This is a genomic window from Polynucleobacter sp. JS-Safj-400b-B2, assembly GCF_018881975.1.
GTDB lineage: Bacteria > Pseudomonadota > Gammaproteobacteria > Burkholderiales > Burkholderiaceae > Polynucleobacter.
This window is the reverse complement of the sequence record NZ_JACVPJ010000005.1, coordinates 78097-102615: the sequence shown is the minus strand read 5'-3', so window position 1 is coordinate 102615 and position 24519 is coordinate 78097. Positions and strand designations below refer to the sequence as shown.

Below are 24519 nucleotides of genomic sequence, written 5' to 3'. Positions count from 1 at the left end.
TGCGATTGATTTTTTTGCAAGGTAATAAGGTCGCCCGCAATTTTGAGTGCCGCCATCATGCTGGCACGTTCAATGCTGCGATTACCACCGTTGATAGCAAGTTGAATTTGTTCATCTACCAAGACACATGCTGCTCGTAATAAGGGCTCGTGCTCAGCGCTAGTTGCTAGGGTGATTTTTTGGCCAGCGAGACTGACTTCAATGCGTTGTTGGCTCATTATCATCCTCTGAATTATTTGGTGGAACGACTTCGCCAAGTAGATTTAGTTGGCGACCATCACTTTGGTCTGGTAAGCGACTCAAAATACGTTGAACACGTTTGTGAGCATCATCAATCTTACCCTCAAGTTGCACATTATTTTGATTCAGTTTTTGTACTGCCTCAGAGATTGCCTGAATTTTTCCAGCCATTCGATTGATGGATGCGCATAGCGCATCCATGTCTAAGGCTAGGTCGCCAGCGGAAGGAGGTGAGGTCTCGTTCATACTGGCATTGTAGTCTGAAAAAAGGGCTTATTTCATGGCGTAACGCAGGCCTACAAATAGGTTTGACCCCGGGGTGTTGTAGCCATAGCTTAATTGGTAGGTCTTATTTAAGGCGTTGTTCCAGCGGGCAAAGACGCTCAGGTCTTTCTCTAAATCGTAGTTAGCATAGAGATTGAAGATGGTATAGCCACCCATACCAGTGTTCGCACCCTGAAAATCATCTCTTCGCCCGGAAAAAGTCGCCCCAACACCAGCAGTTAACTTAAGGTAAAGGTATTCAGCTGCTAGGTTGCCATACTGCTTGGCTTGTTTAATGAGGGTGCTATTGGTACTTTCATTGACTGGGTTTTGCTGCGTGAAAGAGCCCTTTAGGTTGAGCGAAGCAATTTGAGTAGACCCGCTTAAAGTGCCCCCGGTAATTTTGGCGCTGGCAACATTAGATGCGCAGCCAAAAATACCCGTTCCCACTGGGCAAGTATCTGAATTACTTACTTGAATCAAGTTTGAGATGGAGTTACTAAAGACCACGATATGTCCATCGAGGCCTGGTTTTTCAAAATGTAGTCCCGCTTCTGTGTTTTTACTTTTCTCAGGAAGAATCGCTGTATTTCCGTATCCGGGGTAGTAGAGATCATTAAATGTTGGCGCTCTAAATCCAGTTCCGTAGTTGATGTTCGCACGCCATTCTTTGGTGAAGAAATAACCATAAGCCGCAGCACCGGTAGTTTGTGGTCCATAACCTGTAATGCTGTCATTGCGGAGCGAGAAGTTAGCTAAGTGCGCTTCTCTTTTCAACTGATAGGCAATGGCGCCTGAATTGGTGTTACGGGTTTGACTAAAGCCCAAAAAAGGATAGGGCGCTGTTAAGTTGTTGAAGTCACCGTTGTTGTAGTCCAGTTGATTACTGGAAACTTTTTGGGTTTTTCTTTCCGCTAATACTTGCAAAACATCAGTGCCAATAGCGAAATCATTTTGCCAGGTGTAGGTATTTTGTCTTTGATTCAGGGTGCTGTCGTATGCTGGATTATCTGGTGTGCCAGGAGCATGGTTTAGTGCGGTTCCTGTTTGTGCGGATGCTTGCAGGAGGCTGTGCCAGTTTTCCATCACTTGATTTTTAGAGTAGAGGGAATAGGTTCCCAACTGAGAAACTTGATTTTGAGTTTGTTGATATAAAAACTCTTGCGGGTCAAACCCAGGTAGTTGGTTATTTAGACGACTATTTAAAAACTGCAATCCAAACTCTTGTCCCTTACTCCACTCCTGGGATAATCTGCCAGTAATGCTGTCTTGAACGTAGCCCGTTCTGCCTGATGCACTAAGCCCATCCTTATTATTGGGTGCAATGGTGTTGAAACCCATGGAGAGCGTTTGGCTTGCGGCAAGCGAGTAGCGAATTTTTTGATCGCCTTGCGTAGAGCCATTAATGCTGGCTTCACTAATGCTCGTGCCGTAACTGCCATATCCAAAAGAGGCGCCCACCTTAGCAGGGCCATCACCTTTTTTGGTGAAGATTTGCACTACGCCACCTATAGCATCTGAACCATAAAGACTGCTCTGAGGCCCAAATACGATTTCAATATGATCGATGATGGTGAGTGGAATCACTGACCAGTTAGTGCCGCCATTGATCGCATCATCAATGCGAACACCATCGATTAATACCAGGGTCTGATTGTTGGTAGTGCCTCGTAAGAAAACGCTGGCATTAGATCCTCCAGTTCCGTAACTGGAAATAGTTACGCCCTTTTGGCGTTGGAGTAATTCAACTAAGCTAGTCTGTCCGGCCTGTTCAATTTCTTCTGATCCGATATAAACATTGTCAGCCAATACATCACTGGCTTTTGTTGGTGTCCACGTTGCGGTGACGATGATGGGATTAACAGAATTGTTTGTGCTTGCTAAAACTAATGGTGCATTGTTTTGTGCAAAGGCATTAACGCTAATAAGCGTGCCCAGAATGAGGGCGAATTTTGATCTGCTGAACTGCTGCTTCATGATTCACTTTCTGTTATCGATTGCCTAGCTAACTTCCCCGTTAGATGGGTCGAACAGAATTTCCCGTGCAGGAGTTCAGGCGTCAATGTGGCGACAGATCGCAGGACCAGGCGCATTCATCGGCGCGCGAAGGTCCCCGTCCGCAAAATTCCACCTGTCTTGGCCGGTATCCGGGCTAGTAAATATCAGAATCTGGCCTTCCCATGCGATTGATGCGCACAGTGGCTTTGTCAGATTCCTCACGTCTTAGGAAGCTAGAAAAGACGTATTTACCTACCGTTGCGGGGGCAGCACACGTTTAGTGTTTCCCGTTTAACTTTATTGCACTGCAATAAAGCACCACGACACCGTCATTCTAGCGGATCTCTATCACTCAAAGTCGGGGATCAGGGCTTTTAGAGGTAAAAAAGCCTACAATGGACAGCCTAGGAACAAGGATTTATGACTGTATTAGATAAGCACCCCGAAAAAAACCTGATTCGTTTGCAGTTGAGTCAAAACTCGGTCTTAAAAAGCCTAGATTCCACAGCAATGGCTGATTTAGAGCGCCATTTAGAGATTGCTGATCTTAAAAAATCTGAAATTTTGCTTCATCAGGGCGATCATCAGATGGAGCAGTACTTTGTTCTAGATGGCATCCTCAAGCGGATTGTCTCTAGTGCGGATGCAAAAGAGATGATTTTACGTTTTGCCATTGAAAAAGATATTGAAACCAGCTATGCCGCATGGCGCTTGAAAACTGCTGCACCCTACAGTATTGCGTGTGTCACTAAGGCTCGCGTAGCCCGGATGCCGATGAAGAAGTGGGCTGAATTCCTTGAGGAGCATAAGCCTCTTAAAGAGAGTTTTGAGTTTGAGGTCATGCGCCTGATGAGTGAAATCATGGCTCACACCATTACCTTACATATGCTCGATGCCCCAGGCCGTGTAGAGCGTTTCTTGCGTAAATATGAGGATTTGTTCGAGCTTCTCCCAAAGAAGGAGTTGGCAGCCTACCTCAATCTCTCTCCTGAGACCCTAAGTCGCCTTAAAACAAAGCATAAAGAGCTCTTTGTTTAAGGGGCAAACCGCCCGTAATGACAGGATTTAGGGGGAAATTGACCGAAGTCAATGATGAACCTCTTCCCCAAGCCTAATATTCATCTCAGCCTAAGCGGGATACAAAACCCGTTATGCGATTTATAACTACATTGGAGACGTTAGCGAAAGCTAAATTGCATTGACTCTACAAGAGCAAACCCGCAATTTCTATATAAATTTCTATGACAACTGATAATCAAAACACACAATTAACCGATGGCTTTCACCTCGTCATTGACGCCCTGAAAGCAAACGACCTCGATACTATTTTCGGCCTCGTTGGTATTCCAATTACCGATTTATGTCGTTTAGCACAAGCAGAAGGTTTGCGTTTTATTGGTTTCCGCCATGAGCAGCATGCTGGTAATGCTGCTGCAATTGCAGGCTACATGACTCAAAAGCCAGGTATCTGTATGACTGTTTCTGCTCCTGGTTTCTTGAACGGTTTGACAGCACTTGCCAATGCAACTGTGAACTGCTTCCCAATGATTTTGATCTCTGGTTCAAGCGAGCGTGAAATCGTTGACTTGCAACAGGGTGACTACGAAGAGATGGATCAGCTCAACGCTGCTAAGCCATATTGCAAAGCTGCATATCGTATTAACCACATTGAAGATATCGGTATCGGTTTTGCTCGCGCAATCCGTGCTGCCGTTTCTGGCCGTCCAGGCGGCGTTTATTTGGACTTACCAGCTCAGTTGCTTGCTCAAACTATGCCTGCTGATGAAGCTAAGAAATCCATTTTCAAGGTAATCGATCCAGTTCCTCGTCAAATCCCAGCGGCTGATGCAGTTGCTCGTGCATTAGATGTGTTGAAGGGTGCTAAACGTCCATTGATCCTCTTGGGTAAGGGCGCTGCTTATGCTCAAGCTGATAAAGAGATTCGTGATCTGGTTGAAAAATCAGGCATCCCTTACTTGCCTATGTCTATGGCTAAAGGTTTGTTGCCAGATAATCACCCACAATCTGCTTCTGCAGCGCGTTCATTTGTATTGGCTGAAGCTGATGCAGTGTTATTGGTTGGCGCACGTTTGAACTGGTTGCTGGCACACGGTAAAGGTAAAACTTGGGGCAAAGAGCCTAAGAAATTTATCCAAATCGATATTCAAGCAAACGAAGTAGATAGCAACGTACAAATTGCTGCGCCATTGATTGGTGATATCGGTTCATGCGTTGGCGAACTCTTGAAAGGTATTTCTGTTGTTCCGAAGCCAAGCGCTGAGTGGATTGCAGCAATCAACGAGAAAAAAGATAAGAACATGGCGAAGATGGCTGAAACTCTGGCCAAAGAAGCTAACCCAATGAACTTCCATGGCGCATTGCGCGTGATTCGTGATGTGATCAAGAAGAACCCAGATGTGAACTTGGTGAACGAAGGTGCAAACACACTCGACTATTGCCGTGCAATCGTTGATATGTACAAGCCACGTAAGCGTTTTGACTCTGGTACATGGGGCATTATGGGTATCGGTATGGGTTATTCCATTGGCGCAGCTGTTATTAGCGGTCTTCCAACGGTTGCGATTGAGGGCGATAGCGCGTTTGGTTTTAGCGGCATGGAATTGGAAACAGTTTGCCGTTACAACTTGCCAATCACAACAGTTGTTTTCAATAACAACGGTGTATACCGCGGTACTGACGTAAACCCAACTGGTGGTGCTGATGTTGCACCGACTGTGTTTGTTAAAGATGCTCGTTACGACAAGATGATTGAAGCGTTTGGTGGTGTTGGTTACTACGTAACTACTCCAGCAGAATTGGAAGCAGCTTTAACAGAAGCGATTGCTGCCGGTAAACCAGCCCTCATCAATGCTGTTATTGATGAAACTGCAGGTACTGAGAGCGGACGTTTAACGAACTTAAACCCATCCACAGCAGCGGCCAAAAAGTAAGAAATACTGAGTAATAAAACATTCATATTTTTAGACTAAATTTAGAAGCAAACAAGAAAGACTTAAGGAGAAACAAACATGACTAAACCATTAGACGGTATTCGCATTATTGACTTCACACACGTACAGGCAGGCCCTGCATGTACTCAGTTGTTGGCTTGGTACGGCGCTGACGTTATCAAAGTAGAGCGTCCAGGTTCTGGCGACGTAACTCGTAGTCAATTGCGCGACATTCCAGGTGCAGACGCGTTGTACTTCACTATGTTGAACGGTAACAAGCGTTCTTTAACTCTTGATACTAAGACTCAAGAAGGTAAAGAAGTTTTAGAGAAGATGATTCAAACTTCTGACGTAATGGTTGAGAACTTTGGTCCAGGTGCTTTAGATCGTATGGGATTCTCTTGGAAGCGTATTCAAGAATTGAACCCAAAAATGATCATGGCTTCCGTAAAAGGCTTTAGCGATGGCCACTCATACGAAGACTTAAAGGTATATGAGAACGTTGCTCAGTGTGCTGGCGGTGCAGCTTCAACAACTGGTTTCTGGGATGGTCCTCCTACTGTTTCTGCTGCTGCTTTGGGCGATTCAAATACTGGTATGCACTTGGCAATCGGCATCTTGACAGCTTTGATGCAACGTCAAAAAACTGGTAAAGGTCAGAAAGTATCTTGCTCAATGCAAGACGCAGTATTGAACTTGTGCCGTGTGAAGTTGCGCGACCAACAGCGTTTGGACAAAATTGGTTACTTGGAAGAGTACCCACAGTACCCACACGGTTCATTCACTGACGTAGTTCCACGTGGCGGTAACGCTGGTGGCGGCGGTCAGCCAGGTTGGGTATTGAAGTGTAAGGGTTGGGAAACAGATCCAAACGCATACATCTACTTCACTATTCAGGGTCACGCTTGGGAGCCAATTACTCGTGCGATTGGTAAGCCAGAGTGGGCAACTGATCCAGCGTACATGACTGCTGAAGCTCGTCAAGACAAGATTTTTGACATCTTCGCAACTATTGAAGATTGGCTCAAAGACAAGACTAAATACGAAGCTGTGGACATCCTCCGCAAGTTCGATATTCCATGTGCTCCTGTTCTCTCAATGAAGGAATTGGCTAACTCGCCTGACTTACGTAAGAGCGGCTCTATCGTTGAAGTTGACCATAAAGTACGCGGTAAGTATTTGACTATCGGTAGCCCAATCAAGTTCTCCGATTTGGAAATCGAAGTTGGTCCATCACCAGTACTGGGTGAGCACACTGATGAAGTATTGGCTGACCTTGGCTATAGCGCTGATGACATCGCTAAGTTGCATACAGCTAAAGCAGTTTAATAATAATTAACACTGGCATTAACTTGAAGGCGCTCTTAGTGAGCGCCTTTTTTATTTCTTAAAAACTCTATAGATTGACCATATGAATACCAATGTTGATTTACATCAGTTAGTAGAGTGCGTAGGTGATGCAATTATTGTTGCTGATGTTCATGAAAAGATTATCTTGTGGAATCCTGCCGCCACACGTATCTTTGGCTATTCAGAACAGGAGGCTCTAGGAAATACCTTGGATCTGATTGTTCCTGAGCGTCAACGCCAGAGACATAACGAGGGTTATAGTCATTCAATGGAGACGGGCACAACGCGTTATGGTGCCTCATTGTTGAAAGTGCCCGCTATGCACAAAGATGGCAGCATGCTTTCGATTGCCTTTACTGTTGGGATGCTTTTTGATGCCTCTGGGAAGGCTAACGGGGTAGTGGCGACCATTCGTGATGAAAGCGAGCGTTTTGCCGAAGAAAGGGCCCTTAAAAGGCGGCTTGCTGATCTTGAAAATCCCCAGAAATAGCCGCATATAGACCTTAAGAAGAGTAAATGAAGGTTTAGGTGGAATTCATGCCCAAAAAACGGGCATACCTCAATTTTTCCCATTTCCCGCTGGTAAAATTGCCTCAATTCAAAATTTCATTCTTATTAGGACTTAAATCATGGCAAAAGCACTAGAGGGGGTCAAAATCCTCGACTTTACGCACGTTCAATCTGGGCCAACTTGTACGCAGTTATTAGCTTGGTTCGGTGCAGATGTGATCAAGGTAGAAAAATCAGGCGAAGGTGATGCCACTCGTGGTCAATTGCGTGATATTCCTGACGCAGATAGCTTGTATTTCACAATGTTGAACCATAACAAGCGTTCAATTACTGTAAATACCAAAACCCAAAAGGGCAAAGAAATTCTGGAGCGCCTTATTAAAGAGTGCGACGTATTGGTGGAAAACTTTGCTCCAGGTGCGCTTGATCGCATGGGATTTTCTTGGGAACGTATTCAAGAACTCAATCCAATGATGATCATGGCTTCTGTCAAAGGCTTTGGTCCTGGCCCATACGAAGATTGCAAAGTGTATGAGAACGTAGCGCAATGCGCCGGAGGTTCTGCTTCTACAACCGGTTTTGATGATGGCCCTCCAATGGTGACTGGTGCTCAAATCGGCGACAGCGGAACCGGCTTGCATTTGGCATTAGGTATCGTCACAGCGCTCTATCAACGTACTCACTCTGGCCGTGGTCAGAAGGTATTGGCAGCCATGCAAGACGCAGTTTTAAATTTGTGCCGCGTGAAGTTGCGTGATCAACAACGTTTAGAGCGTAATGGCTTAATGCAAGAGTATCCACAGTTTCCGAACGGTGAGTTTGGTGACTCTGTACCTCGTGCCGGTAATGCCTCTGGCGGCGGTCAGCCTGGTTGGATTGTGAAATGTAAAGGCTGGGAGACAGACCCTAACTCATATATATACGTGGTGGTACAGGCTCCAGTTTGGGAGGCGATTTGCAAAGTAATTGGCCATGAAGATTGGATTACCGATGTGCGTTTTGCATCACCAATGGCACGCTTGCCGCACTTGATGGAGATTTTTGGCGAGATCGAAAAGTGGACCATGACCAAGACAAAATTTGAGGTGATGGATATATTGAATAAATACAATGTTCCATGCGGTCCAATCTTGTCTATGAAAGAAATTGCTGAAGAGCCTGCATTGCGCGCTACTGGTACAGTGGTTGAAGTAGATCACCCAATTCGTGGCAAGTACCTCACTGTTGGTAATCCAATCAAGATGTCTGATAGTCCAACGGATGTGACTCGTTCACCATTACTCGGTGAGCATACGGATGAGATTCTCAGTGAATTGGGATACTCAACTGATGAGTTGATCGCATTACGTCACGATAAGGTGATCTAAGATGCGGGTTGCTTTGATTGGAAGTGCGGATTTTGGTAAAGCAGCTTTAGAGGCTTTTTTGGATCGTGGCGATGAAGTCGTTGCTGTTTTTTGTCCCCCTGATAATCCTAAATCTAGCAAGCCTGAAGTCTTAAAAGAGGCGGCACTTGCAAGGGGCTTAAATCCCTTGCAGTTTGCCTCCTTAAAGGGTCCTGAAGCAGCCCAAGCTATGATTGATAGCAATGCCGATATCTGTGTGATGGCGTATGTTATTCAGTTCGTGCCACAGGAGCTCTGCAAGATACCTAAGCACGGCACTATTCAATATCACCCATCTTTACTACCTAAATATCGTGGCCCCAGCGCTATTAACTGGGCTATTGCATTGGGCGACGAGAAAACGGGTTTAACCATCTTCCGTCCGTCTGATGGTTTGGACGAGGGTGAAGTGATTTTGCAAAAAGAAGTGACTATTGGGCCTAACGACACCTTAGGAAAAATCTACTTTGATCATTTATTTCCGGTAGGCGTTAAAGCGCTACTCGAAGCAGCTGACCTAGTAGTTTCAGGCAAGCATCAAGAAATCGTTCAAGATGAATCCCAAGCAAACTATGAAGGTTGGTTTGATGCGAATGCTGCGCAGATTCATTGGGCGACGCACATTAGCCAAATTTACAACCTCATCCGTGCATGCAACCCTGCGCCGGGAGCTTGGACAAAATTGGGCGAGCAAAAAGTTCAGATCTTCGATTGCCATAAACATGTGACTGCTACCTTTGGCGCTGTTAAAGGCAAGCCTGGTGAAGTCACTCAAATCACACTAGATTCTTTCTTCATCACCTGCCATGGTGGACAAATTGAAGTCCTCAAAGCTAAAGGTGCAGCAGGTAAAGTCACTGGTGCGGAGTTGGCTAAAGAATTAAATCTACAAGTTGGGCAGTTTTTCGCTCTATAGGTTAATTGCTGCTAATAGCACTGCAATTGGCAAACCATTGCTTGTTGTTTCTGAGATTGCCTAGATATTATTTTAGAAATTCAAGTAAAATATAAACAAGGAAGTCTCAAAGACTTTTTATTTAGCCAAAGAACTATAAGCCGGTGCATTTTCCAAACGAAATTTTTTTTATAGCGGCCTCATTCATATTATGGGGGTTAGTAGCCGCCTCAAAACCTCTAGTTAATAAAGGCAATCTTTTTAAGTCCGAGAGTTACTGGTTTGTGGCATTTGTATTTACTGCATTGGCATTTACGTTCTTCTCAATTGCTTCATAGGTTCATTTAGTTCTGCTTAGTTTTGCAAATACCTGCATTATTGGGGGCAATTTGTATATGGCATTATTTTGTCATTTTCAAAGAAAACCTAATGCTAGAAAATTTAGGCTTTTGCCTTTATTGACATTGGTCATCTACTGGTTTGTTTTTGAATATTTAAGGCAAAGAGGGGCATTTACAGAAAGGGTCTTTATTACCCTTGCAATCTGTTCCCTATGTCTTGTTTGGCAATTAGCGGAACTGTGCCTATTAGGCAAATTGCAATTTAAAAATCTACAGCTATTCATATTTTCAACATTTATTGAATTAGTTTTAGCCTTTGCAAGATTGGGCGCTCTCTTTTTCTACGAAAATAAGCCTGGCATGACTCTCTACGATGAGCCTATTGTAGCTTCTCTATTGAGATGGTCTTGGTTTGCTTTTACAGTTATTTCCTATGTAGCCCTGATTGGCTATTGGATAAAAAGATTAGCTACCGAGAAGTCTGAAGTCATGATGGAAAACAATGAAATCAAGGTGGAGCTAGCTTACAAAAAAGCTGAAAAAGCTGAATTGCGATTGTTAGCTTCGCTGAATGCGCTCGCCAAGGCTCGTGACAATGAAACGGGTAATCATATTATCCGTACGCAAAGTTATGTAAAAGCGCTAGCACTTCGCCTTAGGATGGATGGGCATTACACCGAAAGCCTTTCCGATGAATTCATTGAACTATTGTTTAAGGCTGCTCCATTGCATGACATTGGGAAAATTGGCATCCCCGATTATATTTTGCTCAAAAAAGGACCCCTTACAGATCAAGAGTGGGAAATTATGAAAACCCACGCATTGATTGGCGAATCTGTGCTGAGCGCTTCTGAAGTGGATGACTCTGAACACGGCGTGGTTGAAAAGGCAATCAAAATTGCCGGGGGTCACCATGAGAAGTGGGACGGAACTGGATACCCCCGTGGATTGGTTGGTGAGGCAATCCCCTTATCAGCTCGAATTATGGCCTTAGCAGATATGTACGATGCCTAGACAATGAGCGGGTGTATAAAAAAGCATGGACACATGAGCGGGCAGTCGAAGAAATTATCTCTAAAAGAGATGCCCAATTTGACCCATTAATAGTGGATGCATTCATCGCTGAGCAGGAGCTTTTTAAAGAAATTGCTCAGAAATACTGCGATAGCTAATTGCCTCGATACAGCTCTAAGCCAATCTCTTTCAAGACCTAACTGAGAGAGCATTTTAATTGCTGAGTTACTGGTAGGCATCTAGCTACAAAAATTTCAGCCCAACTACTAGAGATTAAATCTCTAGGTTATCAATCAAGCGAGTTTTACCTAGCTTAGCTGCCGTCAGAATGACAAGCGGCTCACCAGCCTGTAGGCTTTCGTTGGAAGCCGAAGCTAAATCGCTTTGCTGACGAATGGCAATGTAATCGGGTTGCCATCCACGTTTCGCTAAGGAAGCAACTGCAGCCTTTTCGATCTCGGAGATGGATTGGTTATTGCGATCTTTCAGTTGTATAACTCGCTCGCGTACCTCTTTGAGTACCTTCATTAACTCGGGTGCTTCAGCGCGCTCCTCACTTGAGAGGTAGCCGTTGCGAGAGGAGAGGGCTAGTCCATCTTCTGCGCGAATAGTCTCGCCAGGGATGATCTCGACTGGCAAGGCAAATTGCTTGGCCATCTGACGAATAATCATCAACTGTTGGTAATCCTTCTTGCCAAACACTGCAACCTGAGGTTGTACGCAAGAAAAAAGTTTGAGTACAACTGTGCAAACACCCTTAAAGAATCCAGGACGGAATTCACCTTCTAGGATGTCGCCTAACTGTTGCGGTGGATCTACACGATATTCTTGAGGCTGTGGATACAAATCTCGCTCGGTAGGTGCAAATAAGATGTACACACCTTCTTTTTCAAGCTTATCAATATCCGCCTGCATAGTACGGGGGTAGCTATCAAAATCTTCATTAGGCCCAAACTGCAGACGGTTAACAAAGATACTGGCTACTACAGGGTCGCCATGTTGTCTTGCTAGGCGCATTAGCGAGAGGTGGCCTTCGTGAAGGTTGCCCATCGTCGGAACAAACGAGGCACGGTTTTGGCCTCGTAGGTGGTCACGTAACTCTTGAATGTCGCTGATAATTTTCATGCAACAGGTGTGTAGGCGAGACGCACATAAATTGGAGCATACGGCTCAGCTTGAGTAATTTCTACTAAGGCTTCACGAGAGAGCTCAAGCATAGCAATAAAGTTCACGATGACTACCGGAATACCTTTGCCAGACTTAATCGCATCCTCAAACAGTTCGCCGAACTCTACAAATTTAGTGCTTTGTAAGCGGCGCAAGATACGTGTCATGAAGTCACGCACTGATAATTCTTCGCGAGTGATAGTGTGATGCTGAGTCAGTTTGGCGCGGTGTAGAACATCACGCCAAGCCATTTGCAAGTCTTCTACATTGACGTCTGGCCAAGCAATGGCAACTGTAGTGTCTACATAACCATGTGCCACCTGAAAGTCGCGACCTTGCTGAGGAATTTGATCGAGCTCTTGCGCAGCAAGCTTCATACGCTCGTACTCTAAGAGGCGACGTACTAATTCTGCGCGTGGATCTTCTACTTCTTCTTCACTGTCTGCCTTCTTCATTGGCAGAAGCATACGTGACTTAATTTCGATCAACATTGCGGCCATCAGTAAATACTCAGCAGCAAGTTCAAGATTGTGATGACGAATCTGGTCGATATAACTCAGGTACTGTTGAGTCACCTGGGCCATTGGAATATCTAGAACATTGAAATTCTGTTTACGAATCAGATACAGCAGGAGGTCTAAAGGACCTTCGAACGCTTCTAGAAAAACTTCTAGTGCGTCTGGTGGAATATAGAGATCAGTAGGGAGCTTAAAAAGCGGTTCGCCATACAACTTGGCGAAAGCAGCTGACATTCCATCAGTAACGGATGGAGTGCTATCTAGTAAATCGGATATTGGCTGAGTACTCGGCTCAGTCATTCGAATACACGTAGGCGCGTTGCTTGAGTTTTGCAGCTTTGGCGCGGCGCTGATCTTCAACGCTCAATGGCTCTTTATCCCAAAGGAGGGCGCGGCCAGCTTGCTGTTCAGCTTCGAGGTTTGGACGCTCTGTTTTGAGTTCAGTTAAGAACTGGGTGATTTCAGATTGATATCTTGCCATGGCATTTCCTAAAATACTCCATAAATTCAATAACTTATGAAATTAATTCGAAAAGTTATCTAGGGACTACAACCCCCATTATAGGTGCTTTTTAAGGGGCTTTTTACAAGTTTGCGGCCAGCAAAGCCTCAATTTGAGGGGCTTCCACACGTGTCATTAGGTGTTTATAGGGCTGGATTGGGTTTTTGCTTGAAAGGGGGGTATTGATGTCTGCCCAAGAAAGGGGTGGCAAGGAGAGAAATTCTTCTACTCCAGCAACAACCTGAGGAATAATTGGCTTCAGATAGAGGCTGAGCATCCTGAATGCTTCGAGCGTAATGCTACAGACCCTTTGCAAATCAGCTTCGCGTTCTGGATCTTTGGCAATTTCCCATGGCTTATTCTCATCGACAAAGCCATTTACTTTGTCAGCAAGCTCCATCACTGTGCGCAACGCTTTGGCATACTCGCGACCCTCGTAGAGTTCAGCAATTTTTTCGCTTGATGATGCTATCTCTTTAAGCAGCAGATTACTCATAGCTTCATCAGAAACAACGCCACCAAATCGTTTCACTAAGAAACCTGCACTACGACTTGCAATATTGATGTACTTACCGAGTAAGTCGCTATTTACACGCGCAACAAAGTCTTGAAGATTTAAATCTAAATCCTCCATGCTGTCATTGAGCTTAGTTGCGAAGTAATAGCGGAACCACTCTGGATTAAAGCCACATTCAATGACGCTATTCGCTGATATCAAAGTGCCGCGTGACTTGCTCATCTTCTCACCATCAACAGTTAAGAAGCCGTGAGCAAACACATTTGTTGGCGTGCGATAGCCGGAAAACTGTAATGTTGCTGGCCAGAACAAAGTATGGAAATACAGAATATCTTTACCGATGAAATGGTATTGCTCGGTAGTCGTATCCGGCTTAACCCACTCATCAAAATTAAGACCTTTAGTCTGGCAATAATTGAGGAAGCTGGCGTAGTAACCAATTGGGGCATCAAGCCATACATAGAAGTACTTGCCTGGCGCATCGGGGATCTCAAACCCGAAATACGGGGCATCGCGGGAGATATCCCAGTCGCCTAACTTGCTTTCTCCTGGCTGGCCAACCCACTCTTTCATCTTGTTGCGAGCCTCAGGCTGTAAAGGCGTTTTTACTTGAGTCCATTCACGCAAAAATTCTTCGCAACGGGGGTCAGATAGCTTAAAGAAATAGTGATCAGAAATCTTTTTGATAGGTGTTGCACCGCTCACTACTGAAAAAGGATTCTTTAGGTCAGTTGGTGAATACGTTGCGCCACACTTTTCACAGTTATCGCCATATTGATCTTTGGCACCGCACTTAGGACATTCGCCTTTGATAAAGCGATCCGGTAAAAACATTTCTTTAACGGGATCGTAAGCTTGCTCTATCGCGCGTTTCTCAATCAAGCCCGCATCGCGTAGCTTGATATAAATATCTTGTGATAGCTTTTCATTCTCAGGACTATCTGTGGTGTAGTAGTTATCAAATGAAATGAGGAAGTTATCAAAGTCACGCTTATGTTCTTTCCAAACATTAGCAATGAGTTCTTTTGGTGTAAGGCCTTCTTTTTCAGCGCGCAACATGATGGGCGTGCCGTGCGTGTCATCGGCGCCAACGTAATGCACTTCATGACCACGCATCCTTTGAAAGCGAACCCAAATATCGGTCTGTACATATTCCACCAAATGGCCGATATGGATCTGACCATTGGCATACGGCAGGGCGGAGGTAATAAGAAGGCGGCGTTGGGAACTGCTCATGTAATGCGGACTTAAATAAAAAGGTTAAATAGCAAAATATAGGGTGAAGCACTCAATTATGCTGGCTAATGCATTGATTTTAGTCTGCGGTTAAAGTAAGGCACCGTGAAGTCTTCATAAACCCCGATAAACTTCAGCTCAGTCCGACCTTAGAGAGTATTTATGGCAGCAAAACCGACCATTCAGATGTCCCATGCCTCCGTGCCCTTGGTGCATGAGGTTGAGGTCATGGATGAAATGGGCCGCTTAAAAAAGACTCATATTCCTGGTGAGCGCCCTTTAACCATCTACCTAGACAAGCGTGAAGTCGTCACGCTCATGACCTTGGGGAGTGCCCCGGAAGCACTGGTCTTGGGCTATTTGCGTAATCAGCGCCTTGTGGAGTCTCCAGACGATATCGAGAGTATTCAGGTGGACTGGGAGACGGACTCAGCTGCGGTGAAAACCCATCGGAGCACGGTAGATATTGATGCCCTAACCAGCAAGCGGGTAGTGACCACTGGTTGTGGACAGGGAACGATGTTTGGTGGCTTGATTGATGAGATGGATGCGATTCGGCTTCCCGAAGGTTCATCTCTATCCCAAGAGGCAATAGTTGCCTTGATTGATTCCATTCGGATTCATGACTCGATTTACAAGAAGTCTGGCTCGGTCCATGCCTGCGCAGTCTATGAACGAGACGGCCAAGATGGAGTGCAACTGCTGCACTTTATTGAAGATGTTGGTCGCCATAATGCGGTCGATTCCATTTCTGGTTTGATGTGGCTGGTCGATAAGCCTGGTAAGGATCTGATTTTCTTCACCACCGGGCGTCTGACCTCGGAGATGGTGATCAAGGGCGCGCAGATGGGTATTCCTTTCCTTCTAACCCGCTCGGGCGTGACCTTGATGGGCCTTGAGCTGGCACGAAAAACTAATCTGACCATCCTCTCTCGCTGCTCCGGCAAACATTTCGAGATCTATAACGCCCCAGAGAGGGTCGTTTTTAGCCAAAAAACCCAATAAATTCGTCGGCGCGTGAGGGCGAAGGTTTTACAATCCCGTCATGACTATTAAATCAGACCACTGGATCCGCCGCATGGGCGAGCAAGGCATGATCAGCCCATTTGAACCTGGGCAAGTTCGCCAAGACGTCGCCGGCAACAAAATCGTAAGTTATGGCACTTCAAGCTATGGCTATGACATTCGTTGTGCTGACGAATTCAAGATCTTCACCAACATCAATAGCACCATCGTTGACCCGAAGAATTTCGATGAGCAATCCTTCGTTGATTTCAAAGGCGATGTTTGCATCATTCCTCCGAATTCATTTGCGCTAGCAAGAACGGTTGAGTACTTCAAGATTCCACGTAGCGTATTAACCGTTTGCGTTGGCAAGAGTACGTATGCGCGTTGCGGCATTATTGTGAACGTCACTCCATTTGAGCCTGAGTGGGAAGGTTATGTCACTTTAGAGTTTTCAAATACCACACCATTGCCTGCCAAGATTTATGCGGGTGAAGGTTGTGCTCAAGTACTCTTCTTTGAGAGTGATGAAGTTTGCGGCACATCTTATAAAGATCGCGGTGGTAAGTATCAGGGTCAGCGGGGCGTTACCCTGCCCAAGACCTAAGACATTACGGCAGTGCGCAAATTTCTTTTTAATCGCCGTCCAACGCGGATTAATTTAGAGGAATATCGTGCCACGCTCTCGCGCTCAGAAATGGCGCGACCAGAGAATAATTTCTACCATTGGCTGCTAGGCACCACCTGGACTAGCTTTATGTTGCTGGTTGTCTTTGTATTTCTCGGAACAAACCTTTTATTTGCTTTTGCGTATATTGCATGCGGTGATGGTGCCATTACTAATGCACGACCAGACTCTTTGTTGGATGTCTTTTTCTTTAGTGTGCAAACGATGGCAACCATTGGTTATGGTCGAATGACTCCTGTTGGTAGTTGGCCTAATGCGATTGTGACGTTTGAGGCGTTCTTTGGAATTGTTTACTCAGCCTTAACTACTGGTTTAGCTTTTGCACGCTTTACTAGGCCTACTGCTGGCGTGCGCTTTTCTAAGGTAGCTGTAGTTGGCAATCATGACGGTATAAAAACATTCAAATTTCGCGTGGCTAATGATCGTAGCTCGCATATTGTGGAGGCGCAGCTACGACTATGGCTAATTGCAGAAAGCATGACCAGTGAGGGTGAGCGTTATCGTCGATCGGTCGAACTACAGCTCCACCGTTCTGAGAGTCCGGTCTTTTCCATGACCTGGACAGCCATGCATAGCGTAGATGAGGCAAGCCCCCTAAAAGATTTCTTGGGTAAAGCGGAATTAAATGGAAATTGGCACCTTTTAATTACCTTTACGGGTTATCACGAGAGCTTGGCCAATCAAGTCTATGCTCGCCATGTTTACTTACCAAGAGATGTGCAGCAAAATGCGACTTTTGTCGATATAGTCACGGTTTCGTCAGATGGCAGTCGGATAATAGATCTGGCCAACTTTGAGAAGTGGGTTCCGAATGTCTCGGATAAATCAGTAGGGGAGTTTTTATGAAATTTCGTTTTCCAATCATCATTATTGATGAAGACTTCCGCTCCGAAAATATTTCGGGTTCGGGAATTCGTGACCTCGCCGAGGCGATCGAGAATGAAGGTATGGAAGTTATTGGCTTAACCAGCTATGGCGACCTGACTTCGTTTGCACAACAGGCTTCTCGTGCATCTTCATTTATCGTCTCGATAGATGATGAAGAGTTTGACTCTGATTCTGAAGATAATGATCTTCCGGCCCTAAATAATTTGCGCGCTTTTATTACTGAAGTGCGTAAGCGTAACGAAGATATTCCGATCTTCTTGTATGGCGAGACACGCACATCGCGTCATATGCCCAATGACATCTTGCGTGAGTTGCACGGTTTCATTCATATGAATGAAGACACTCCAGAATTCGTAGCCCGTCACATTATTCGTGAAGCCAAGGTGTATCTAGATTCATTAGCGCCCCCATTCTTCCGCGCGTTAACTAATTACGCCTCTGAAGGCTCTTACTCTTGGCATTGCCCTGGCCACTCTGGCGGTGTTGCTTTCTTAAAGAGTCCGGTTGGCCGTATGTTCCATCAGTTCTTTGGTGAGAATATGCTCCGTGCTGACGTCTGTAATGCTGTTGAGGAATTAGGTCAACTTTTAGACCATACTGGCCCAGTACTGCAAAGCGAGCGCAATGCAGCGCGGATCTTTAATGCCGACCATTTATTCTTCGTTACTAACGGTACTTCTACTTCCAATAAGATTGTTTGGCACTCCACTGTTGCTCCTGGCGATGTGGTGTTGGTAGACCGTAACTGTCATAAGTCCGTGATTCATTCCATCACGATGATGGGCGCGATCCCAATTTTCTTGATGCCTACTCGTAATCACTTGGGCATTATTGGCCCAATTCCAAAAGAAGAGTTTGAGTGGAAAAACATCCAGAAGAAAATTGATGCCAATCCATTCATCAAGGACAAGAACGTAGTGCCTCGCGTTATGACACTCACGCAAAGTACTTATGATGGCATTGTTTACAACGTTGAGATGATCAAAGAGATGCTCGATGGCAAAGTAGATTCACTGCATTTCGATGAAGCTTGGTTGCCACATGCAGCCTTCCATCCTTTCTATAAAGACATGCATGCGATTGGTTCAGATCGTAAGCGTACCAAGAAGAGTTTGATGTTTGCTACCCAGTCAACCCATAAGTTGTTGGCTGGCTTATCTCAGGCTTCGCAAGTGTTGGTGCAGGACGCGGAAGATACTAAGTTGGATCGGGATTGCTTCAATGAAGCCTATTTGATGCATACCTCAACCAGTCCGCAGTACGCGATTATTGCCTCATGTGACGTTTCTGCGGCCATGATGGAGTCTCCTGGCGGTACAACCCTGGTTGAAGAGTCTATTGCTGAGGCAATGGATTTCCGTCGTGCAATGCGCGAAGTGGACGATAAGTTTGGTGCTGATTGGTGGTTTAAGGTTTGGGGGCCAGATCATTTGGCTGAAGAGGGTATTGGCGAACGTTCGGATTGGATCCTAGAGCCTTCTGCAGCTTGGCATGACTTTGGTAAGCTGGCTCAAGACTTCAATATGCTCGACCCAATTAAGGCGACAGTAGTTACGCCTGGTTTAGACATCGAAGGCAATTTTGGCTCAATGGGTATTCCGGCCAGTATCGTGACTAAGTATCTTGCCGAGCACGGAGTGATTGTTGAGAAGTGTGGCCTGTATTCCTTCTTCATCATGTTCACCATCGGCATTACCAAGGGTCGCTGGAATACACTCGTAACAGAATTGCAACAGTTCAAAGATCACTTTGATAAAAATGCGCCTTTGTGGAAAGTATTGCCTGAGTTTGTTGCTAAGCACCCAGGCTACGAGCGCGTTGGCTTAAAAGATATTTGCCAGCAAATTCATGAGTTCTATAAGGGTCGTGATGTAGCACGTATGACTACTGAGATGTATACCTCAGATATGGTTCCAGCAATGATGCCTTCTGAAGCTTGGGCCAAGATGGCGCACAAAGAAGTAGATCGCGTGCCACTAGATCAGTTGGAAGGGCGTGTAACAGCTATGTTAGTTACCCCTTATCCTCCAGGCATTCCGTTGCTGATTCCTGGCGAGCGCTTTAACAAACGCATCATTGACTACCTCTACTTCGCTAGAGACTTCAATGAGAAGTTCCCTGGATTTGAGACGGATATTCATGGACTAGTTAAAGCCAGTATCGATGGCAAGAGTGAGTATTACGTAGATTGCGTCAGACAAGAGCGGGACATCACCCTTTAATCTCACCTCTTAGTTGAGCTTATGCCCTGAAAATTTCAGGGCATTTTTTTATTTGCCGATCTAAAAACGGTACTGTATCTTGCTTAATAATTATTTTGAAAGAGTGAGATTTTAATGGGCAAGAAACGCGTACCAAAATTTTTATTAGGCCATCCTCTAAATTCTACGCATGCTGATAAGGGTATGACAGAGACTTTAAATCTATTGAGGTGGCCAGCAAATACTAGGCATCTTAACTTATCCATTGCCCAATATTTAAATGGCAAGAAAAAGAAATATTGACGCGATTAGTTTTTATTTTATCGGTTTATCTAACTGAAACGTCACCGGAGCATCTTCATCCACTTTATTGGAGGATGTTTCTGGTTTACCTTCTTGATTTCCGGTGAAATTAAAGTCCTTACTCTCAATCACAGCAGCAGGCTTATCCAAGAGTGTTGTCACCAGTGCTGGGAATGCCATTACCAAGATGACCATTACCAACTGCAGACCTACCCAGGGAAGGGCGCCCCAATAAATGTCGCTACTTTTAACTTCCTTAGGCGCTACACCCCTAAGGTAGAAGAGAGCAAAGCCAAATGGCGGATGCATAAACGAAGTTTGCATATTCACGCACAGCATCACACCGAACCAAACTAGGGCAGCGCTAGCAGCTGCTTGAGGATTCCCATTCATGGAATCGAGCAACACCGGCGATAGGAGTTTAACTGCCACCGGCGCAAGCATCGGCACAACAATGAAAGCGATTTCAAAAAAGTCTAAGAAGAAGGCCAAGAAGAAAACAAATAAATTCACAATGATCAAAAAGCCAACCCAACCACCAGGAAGATTGGAGAAAAGGTCTTCAACCCAGAAGCCGCCATCTACTCCTTGGAATACAACAGAAAAGCAAGTTGATCCGATGAGGATGAAAACCACCATGGCAGTAATCCGCATAGTATTCTGATATGCCTCTTGTATTAGGCCTGTGAGATTTGGAATGCTGGAGCGACGCAGCCAAGCAAGCAACAATGCACCCATTGCACCCATAGCTCCGGATTCTGTAGGTGTGGCGATGCCAGTCATGATCGTACCCAGAACCAAAAAGATCAGTACGGCTGATGGAATAATTCCCATGAGGCATTTTTTCCAAAGTGCCCAGCCTGTGAGAGTAAGTTCACTCTCTGGTACTGGTGGCAAATGGTCGGGTCGGATGCGACTTAGGAAGAATGTATAGAGGGCAAAGAGGGCAATCTGTAAGAGCGACGGAACCCATGCACCTAGGTACATGCTACCCACATCAGCGCTTCCGCTTTGGGTTTTTAGTTGGTCGGCAAGCACAATAAGAACTAAAGAGGGTGGTACCAGCTGGGTAATCGTTCCAGACGCAGCTAAAACGCCTGTAGCGTAGCGCATGTTGTAGCCGTAACGTATCATCACCGGCAAGGAAATCATCGCCATAGCGATCACCTGAGCAGCTACAGTGCCTGTAATAGCGCCCAAGATAAATCCAACGATGATGACGGAGTAACCAAGACCTCCGCGAACGCGACCAAAGAGTTGTCCCATGGAGTCAAGCATTTCTTCGGCAAGCCCGCAGCGCTCCAAGATGGCGCCCATGAAAGTGAAGAAGGGAATAGCTAGCAGTAGATCATTTGCAAGCACTCTGCCAAAGATGCGTTGTGGAATAGCTTGCAAAAATGGGATGCCAAAGAAGTCCTCGCTAATCGCAATGGCTGAGAAAAATAAGCCTGCAGCCATTAAAGAGAATGCGACCGGAAAGCCGATCAACATAAAGACGATCAGCCCAGCAAACATCAAGGGTGGCATCCACTCCAACGGAATCATTGCATGGGCTTTTCGTAATGGAGGTCTTCGGCAGGCAAAGTCACATTCCCTTTTAAGGCGCCGATACGCTTAATGATTTCCGAAAGACCCTGGAGGCTCAGCATGAAAAACCCAAAGGGAACCACAAACTTAATGGGGTAGCGCGCTAGGCCACCCGAATTTAAGGAGTGCTCCATCACTAGCCAGGATGGATAAAAGAGTGTGATCCAAGAGAGCCACGCAAATAAGAGGCAGGCTGGCATTAAAAAGAAGATCAAACCAAAGAGATCGACCCACAAACGCCCACGATCAGAAAGCTGGGAATAAATTAAATCTACCCGAACATGTTCATTGCGTTTGAGTGTGTAGGAAGTGCCGAGCATGACGGCCGCAGCAAAGAGATACCACTGAAGCTCCAGTGGCCAGTTATTGCTCACATCCAAGCCATAGCGCAGCAGTGCGTTAGTGGCAGACACGACGCAGGACAATAAAATCATGATGCTGGCTGCTTTGCCCAAAAACTGATTTACGTAATCAATACCTGCAGAGAGTTTGGACCAAAACCCCATTTACTTTAGAGGTCTGCACGACCCCGCTTGATAGCGGCGAGCACTTGGGCGGGAGCTGTTCCGCCAGCATGTTGACGTGATTGAACTGAGCCATCAACGGTCAACAATGCAAACACATCATCACTCATGAGTTCAGGACGATTGTCTAAGCCGCATGCAAAGCGCAGTTCAGGCAGACTTAAGTCAGTCAACATGCAGTTTCTGCCAACACAGGCTTTAACGGCATGCGCTACAGCCTCATGTGCGTCACGGAAGGCTAACCCTTTTTTAACGAGGTAGTCAGCCAAGTCAGTTGCTGTTGCAAAACCATCTTCAGCAGCCTTCTTCATGACCTCAGCTTTCACTTCAATATGCGGGATCATGTCTGCAAAAATACGCAAGGTGTCTTGCACAGTATCTACGGCATCAAACAAAGGTTCTTTATCTTCCTGATTATCTTTGTTGTAAGCCAGTGGCTGACCCTTCATGAGCGTCAACAAAGAAATCAAATCACCATAAACGCGACCAGTCTTGCCACGTGCTAATTCTGGCACATCAGGATTTTTCTTTTGCGGCATGATCGAGCTACCTGTGCAGAAGCGATCCGGCAAATCAATAAAGCCAAAGCGAGGGCTCAGCCATAAGATAAGTTCTTCAGATAGACGTGATACGTGCATCATTAAGATGGATGAGAAGGCGCAGAACTCAATGGCAAAGTCACGATCGGATACAGCATCCAGTGAGTTATTGCAGATGCCATCAAAGCCGAGGATCTTGGCGACTTGCTCACGGTCAATAGGGTAGGTAGTTCCAGCCAATGCCGCAGCTCCTAAAGGAAGGCGATTAAAGCGTGCGCGTAAATCCGTCAAGCGACCTGCATCACGGCTAAACATTTCATAGTAGGCCATCAAGTGATGACCAAAAGTAATCGGTTGCGCTACTTGCAGGTGTGTATGACCAGGCATGATGGTAGCCGCATGCTTCTCCGCTAAATCTAAAAGTGCTAGGCGTAAAGATTTGAGGGTGATCGCAATATCATCAACACTGTCACGCAACCACAGGCGTAAATCAGTCGCTACTTGGTCATTGCGGGAACGACCAGTATGCAAACGTTTGCCAGCATCGCCAACTAATGCAGTAAGGCGGGCTTCAATATTGAGGTGGACATCCTCGAGAGCAAGTTGCCAATTAAATTGACCAGACTCAATTTCGCTCTTAATTTGAGCCATACCTCTTTGAATATCAGCTAAATCTTGCGCACTAATGATCTTTTGGGTAGCGAGCATTTCAGCATGGGCTAGGGAGCCGGCAATATCGACCATCGCAAAGCGTTGATCAAAGTCAATGGACGCGGTATACCGCTGAACAAGTTCGTCGACGGGTTCGGCAAAACGGGCCGACCAGGCTTGGGCTTTGTTGGCTAAGGAATTATTTGATGAGCTCATAAACACAGTATATTGGTGTAGGTCTTTGATTATTTTAAATGTTATGTCCCAAACCCTGAATTCCTCCTCTTCGGCAGCCCCAAAGCGCCTTGTAATCGCCTCCCGCGAAAGTCGTCTGGCCATGTGGCAGGCTGAGCACGTCCGAGATTGCCTTAAAAAGCTCTATCCTGACTGCGATGTCCAGATTTTGGGAATGACTACCCGGGGGGACCAGATTTTGGATAGAGCCCTCTCTAAAGTGGGCGGCAAAGGTCTTTTTGTAAAAGAGCTAGAAACAGCGCTTGAGGATGGACGAGCCGATTTAGCGGTGCATTCCCTGAAAGATGTTCCGATGGTCATGCCTGAGGGTTTTGACCTGGCCTGTGTCATGGCGAGAGAGGATGCGCGCGATGCTTTTGTTTCTAATGACTACACCAGTCTTGAAGATCTTCCTGAAGGTGCGATTGTAGGTACATCGAGCTTGCGACGCGAGTCAGTTCTGCGTGCAAAATTTCCCCATTTGGTAATTCAGCCATTGCGCGGTAATTTAGATACCCGCATGGGTAAGTTGGATCGTAGTGAATATCAAGCCATCATTTTGGCGGCTGCTGGCTTAAAGCGTTTAGGCTTAGAGTCACGTATTCGCACATTCTTGCCCTACGATCCATATACACCTGCTGCAGGTCAGGGTGCCTTAGGTATCGAAACTTTAAGCAAGCATCCCAATATTAAGCAGTGGCTTGCTCCCTTGAATGATTTGCCAACCTTGTATGCGGTATCCGCTGAGCGCATGGTGTCGCGTCAGTTAGGTGGATCATGTGAGGTACCGTTAGCTGCCCATGCTGTATGGGATCAGAACCAAATGAGCATTCGATCTTTTGTGGCAAGTGTTGATGGCAAAGCAATTTGCTTGGCCAATGGAAATGCACAAGTGAAATCTGTTGAAGATGCTGAGGCGTTAGGTCTTGTGGTGGCACAAGATTTGCTCTCGCAAGGTGCTGCAGAGTTAATTCCAAAGCTACCTAAGTAATACCAAGACCAAGCGGCTAT

Annotated in this window: 22 protein-coding genes, 1 pseudogene and 1 riboswitch; of the genes and pseudogenes, 13 read left to right on the top strand and 10 right to left on the bottom strand. The window is 45.7% G+C overall.

Going from position 1 to position 24519, the window contains the following annotated elements; genetic code table 11:
• Positions 1-2: 2 nt before the first annotated feature.
• From ICN48_RS14080 to ICN48_RS07820, 3 genes and pseudogenes are all read right to left on the bottom strand, one after another.
• Positions 3-218, bottom strand: a pseudogene (locus tag ICN48_RS14080) (cell division protein ZapA); the annotation flags it as partial.
• Positions 199-486: a hypothetical protein gene (locus ICN48_RS07825; RefSeq protein ID WP_216153151.1), complete on the bottom strand. Its 288-nt coding sequence runs from the start codon at positions 484-486 to the stop codon at positions 199-201. The pseudogene ICN48_RS14080 and the gene ICN48_RS07825, both read right to left, overlap by 20 nt.
• Positions 487-513: 27 nt before the next feature.
• Entirely contained in the window at positions 514-2481 is a 1968-nt protein-coding gene (locus tag ICN48_RS07820) for a TonB-dependent receptor domain-containing protein (protein WP_216153150.1), read from the bottom strand.
• A gap of 143 nt (positions 2482-2624) precedes the next feature.
• Positions 2625-2840, bottom strand: a riboswitch (cobalamin riboswitch).
• Positions 2841-2922: 82 nt separating this feature from the next.
• Here ICN48_RS07820 and ICN48_RS07815 point away from each other — a divergent pair.
• The 8 genes from ICN48_RS07815 (at position 2923) to ICN48_RS07780 (ending at position 11106) form a co-directional block, all read left to right on the top strand.
• Entirely contained in the window at positions 2923-3540 is a 618-nt protein-coding gene (locus tag ICN48_RS07815; protein WP_216153149.1) for a Crp/Fnr family transcriptional regulator, read from the top strand.
• A gap of 203 nt (positions 3541-3743) precedes the next feature.
• The gene (gene oxc / locus ICN48_RS07810) at positions 3744-5453 is read left to right on the top strand and encodes an oxalyl-CoA decarboxylase (RefSeq protein ID WP_216153148.1); all 1710 of its coding nucleotides are present in this window, start codon (positions 3744-3746) and stop codon (positions 5451-5453) included.
• 78 nt (positions 5454-5531) lie between these two features.
• Positions 5532-6782, top strand: coding sequence for a formyl-CoA transferase (frc, locus tag ICN48_RS07805; protein WP_216153147.1), 1251 nt, complete (start codon positions 5532-5534; stop codon positions 6780-6782).
• A gap of 82 nt (positions 6783-6864) precedes the next feature.
• On the top strand, positions 6865-7293 hold the full coding sequence (locus tag ICN48_RS07800) for a PAS domain S-box protein (RefSeq protein ID WP_216153146.1): 429 nt from the start codon (positions 6865-6867) through the stop codon (positions 7291-7293).
• A 139-nt stretch (positions 7294-7432) separates the two neighbouring features.
• Positions 7433-8680, top strand: coding sequence for a formyl-CoA transferase (frc, locus tag ICN48_RS07795; protein WP_216153145.1), 1248 nt, complete (start codon positions 7433-7435; stop codon positions 8678-8680).
• A gap of 1 nt (position 8681) precedes the next feature.
• Positions 8682-9614 carry a methionyl-tRNA formyltransferase gene (locus tag ICN48_RS07790; protein ID WP_216153144.1) on the top strand — a complete coding sequence of 311 codons (933 nt, stop codon included), beginning with the start codon at positions 8682-8684 and terminating at the stop codon, positions 9612-9614.
• 680 nt (positions 9615-10294) lie between these two features.
• Positions 10295-10948, top strand: a complete 654-nt coding sequence (locus ICN48_RS07785) for an HD-GYP domain-containing protein (protein WP_216153143.1) — start codon at positions 10295-10297, stop codon at positions 10946-10948.
• Positions 10949-10959: 11 nt separating this feature from the next.
• A complete protein-coding gene (locus tag ICN48_RS07780; RefSeq protein ID WP_216153142.1) occupies positions 10960-11106 on the top strand; it encodes a hypothetical protein in 147 nt (48 codons plus the stop codon).
• A gap of 115 nt (positions 11107-11221) precedes the next feature.
• Here ICN48_RS07780 and panC read toward each other — a convergent pair whose 3' ends face one another.
• The 4 genes from panC to metG all read right to left on the bottom strand — a co-directional run bounded on the left by panC (position 11222) and on the right by metG (position 14888).
• Positions 11222-12073, bottom strand: a complete 852-nt coding sequence (gene panC / locus ICN48_RS07775; protein WP_216153141.1) for a pantoate--beta-alanine ligase — start codon at positions 12071-12073, stop codon at positions 11222-11224.
• Positions 12070-12933: a ScpA family protein gene (locus tag ICN48_RS07770; protein WP_216153140.1), complete on the bottom strand. Its 864-nt coding sequence runs from the start codon at positions 12931-12933 to the stop codon at positions 12070-12072. The genes panC and ICN48_RS07770 overlap by 4 nt, the downstream gene beginning before the upstream one ends.
• Positions 12926-13114 carry a DUF3460 family protein gene (locus ICN48_RS07765; protein WP_216153139.1) on the bottom strand — a complete coding sequence of 63 codons (189 nt, stop codon included), beginning with the start codon at positions 13112-13114 and terminating at the stop codon, positions 12926-12928. Before ICN48_RS07765 ends, ICN48_RS07770 begins: the two co-directional genes overlap by 8 nt.
• Positions 13115-13217: 103 nt before the next feature.
• The gene (metG, locus tag ICN48_RS07760; RefSeq protein WP_216153138.1) at positions 13218-14888 is read right to left on the bottom strand and encodes a methionine--tRNA ligase; all 1671 of its coding nucleotides are present in this window, start codon (positions 14886-14888) and stop codon (positions 13218-13220) included.
• Between the two features lie 162 nt (positions 14889-15050).
• Here metG and ICN48_RS07755 point away from each other — a divergent pair, with 162 nt between their 5' ends.
• From ICN48_RS07755 to ICN48_RS07740, 4 genes are read left to right on the top strand one after another with little or no spacing between them, the layout of a single operon-like run.
• Positions 15051-15893 carry a formate dehydrogenase accessory sulfurtransferase FdhD gene (locus tag ICN48_RS07755; RefSeq protein WP_216153137.1) on the top strand — a complete coding sequence of 281 codons (843 nt, stop codon included), beginning with the start codon at positions 15051-15053 and terminating at the stop codon, positions 15891-15893.
• A 40-nt stretch (positions 15894-15933) separates the two neighbouring features.
• Positions 15934-16500, top strand: coding sequence for a dCTP deaminase (gene dcd, locus ICN48_RS07750; protein WP_216153136.1), 567 nt, complete (start codon positions 15934-15936; stop codon positions 16498-16500).
• A 12-nt stretch (positions 16501-16512) separates the two neighbouring features.
• Positions 16513-17427 carry an ion channel gene (locus ICN48_RS07745; RefSeq protein WP_216153135.1) on the top strand — a complete coding sequence of 305 codons (915 nt, stop codon included), beginning with the start codon at positions 16513-16515 and terminating at the stop codon, positions 17425-17427.
• Entirely contained in the window at positions 17424-19691 is a 2268-nt protein-coding gene (locus tag ICN48_RS07740) for an arginine/lysine/ornithine decarboxylase (RefSeq protein ID WP_216153134.1), read from the top strand. Before ICN48_RS07745 ends, ICN48_RS07740 begins: the two co-directional genes overlap by 4 nt.
• Positions 19692-19985: 294 nt before the next feature.
• Here ICN48_RS07740 and ICN48_RS07735 read toward each other — a convergent pair whose 3' ends face one another.
• Genes ICN48_RS07735 through argH form a run of 3 tightly spaced genes read right to left on the bottom strand, consistent with a single transcriptional unit; the run spans position 19986 to position 23490 of the window.
• Positions 19986-21518 carry a TRAP transporter large permease subunit gene (locus tag ICN48_RS07735; protein WP_216153133.1) on the bottom strand — a complete coding sequence of 511 codons (1533 nt, stop codon included), beginning with the start codon at positions 21516-21518 and terminating at the stop codon, positions 19986-19988.
• Positions 21515-22066 carry a TRAP transporter small permease subunit gene (locus ICN48_RS07730; protein WP_216153132.1) on the bottom strand — a complete coding sequence of 184 codons (552 nt, stop codon included), beginning with the start codon at positions 22064-22066 and terminating at the stop codon, positions 21515-21517. The genes ICN48_RS07735 and ICN48_RS07730 overlap by 4 nt, the downstream gene beginning before the upstream one ends.
• 5 nt (positions 22067-22071) lie before the next feature.
• A complete protein-coding gene (gene argH, locus ICN48_RS07725; protein WP_216153131.1) occupies positions 22072-23490 on the bottom strand; it encodes an argininosuccinate lyase in 1419 nt (472 codons plus the stop codon).
• Positions 23491-23533: 43 nt separating this feature from the next.
• Between argH and hemC the strand changes: the two genes are divergently transcribed.
• On the top strand, positions 23534-24499 hold the full coding sequence (gene hemC, locus ICN48_RS07720) for a hydroxymethylbilane synthase (RefSeq protein WP_216153130.1): 966 nt from the start codon (positions 23534-23536) through the stop codon (positions 24497-24499).
• Positions 24500-24519: the final 20 nt, after the last annotated feature.

Coding starts and splice junctions, on each gene's coding strand:
- ICN48_RS07800 (WP_216153146.1), top strand. CDS start 6,865: ATGAATACCAATGTTGATTTACATCAGTTAGTAGAGTGCGTAGGTGAT.
- ICN48_RS07770 (WP_216153140.1), bottom strand. CDS start 12,933: ATGACTGAGCCGAGTACTCAGCCAATATCCGATTTACTAGATAGCACT.
- frc (WP_216153145.1), top strand. CDS start 7,433: ATGGCAAAAGCACTAGAGGGGGTCAAAATCCTCGACTTTACGCACGTT.
- ICN48_RS07765 (WP_216153139.1), bottom strand. CDS start 13,114: ATGGCAAGATATCAATCTGAAATCACCCAGTTCTTAACTGAACTCAAA.
- ICN48_RS07815 (WP_216153149.1), top strand. CDS start 2,923: ATGACTGTATTAGATAAGCACCCCGAAAAAAACCTGATTCGTTTGCAG.
- dcd (WP_216153136.1), top strand. CDS start 15,934: ATGACTATTAAATCAGACCACTGGATCCGCCGCATGGGCGAGCAAGGC.
- ICN48_RS07790 (WP_216153144.1), top strand. CDS start 8,682: ATGCGGGTTGCTTTGATTGGAAGTGCGGATTTTGGTAAAGCAGCTTTA.
- oxc (WP_216153148.1), top strand. CDS start 3,744: ATGACAACTGATAATCAAAACACACAATTAACCGATGGCTTTCACCTC.
- ICN48_RS07755 (WP_216153137.1), top strand. CDS start 15,051: ATGGCAGCAAAACCGACCATTCAGATGTCCCATGCCTCCGTGCCCTTG.
- ICN48_RS07735 (WP_216153133.1), bottom strand. CDS start 21,518: ATGATTCCGTTGGAGTGGATGCCACCCTTGATGTTTGCTGGGCTGATC.
- frc (WP_216153147.1), top strand. CDS start 5,532: ATGACTAAACCATTAGACGGTATTCGCATTATTGACTTCACACACGTA.
- hemC (WP_216153130.1), top strand. CDS start 23,534: ATGTCCCAAACCCTGAATTCCTCCTCTTCGGCAGCCCCAAAGCGCCTT.
- ICN48_RS07825 (WP_216153151.1), bottom strand. CDS start 486: ATGAACGAGACCTCACCTCCTTCCGCTGGCGACCTAGCCTTAGACATG.
- ICN48_RS07740 (WP_216153134.1), top strand. CDS start 17,424: ATGAAATTTCGTTTTCCAATCATCATTATTGATGAAGACTTCCGCTCC.
- ICN48_RS07785 (WP_216153143.1), top strand. CDS start 10,295: ATGACTCTCTACGATGAGCCTATTGTAGCTTCTCTATTGAGATGGTCT.
- metG (WP_216153138.1), bottom strand. CDS start 14,888: ATGAGCAGTTCCCAACGCCGCCTTCTTATTACCTCCGCCCTGCCGTAT.
- panC (WP_216153141.1), bottom strand. CDS start 12,073: ATGAAAATTATCAGCGACATTCAAGAGTTACGTGACCACCTACGAGGC.
- ICN48_RS07730 (WP_216153132.1), bottom strand. CDS start 22,066: ATGGGGTTTTGGTCCAAACTCTCTGCAGGTATTGATTACGTAAATCAG.
- ICN48_RS07820 (WP_216153150.1), bottom strand. CDS start 2,481: ATGAAGCAGCAGTTCAGCAGATCAAAATTCGCCCTCATTCTGGGCACG.
- argH (WP_216153131.1), bottom strand. CDS start 23,490: ATGAGCTCATCAAATAATTCCTTAGCCAACAAAGCCCAAGCCTGGTCG.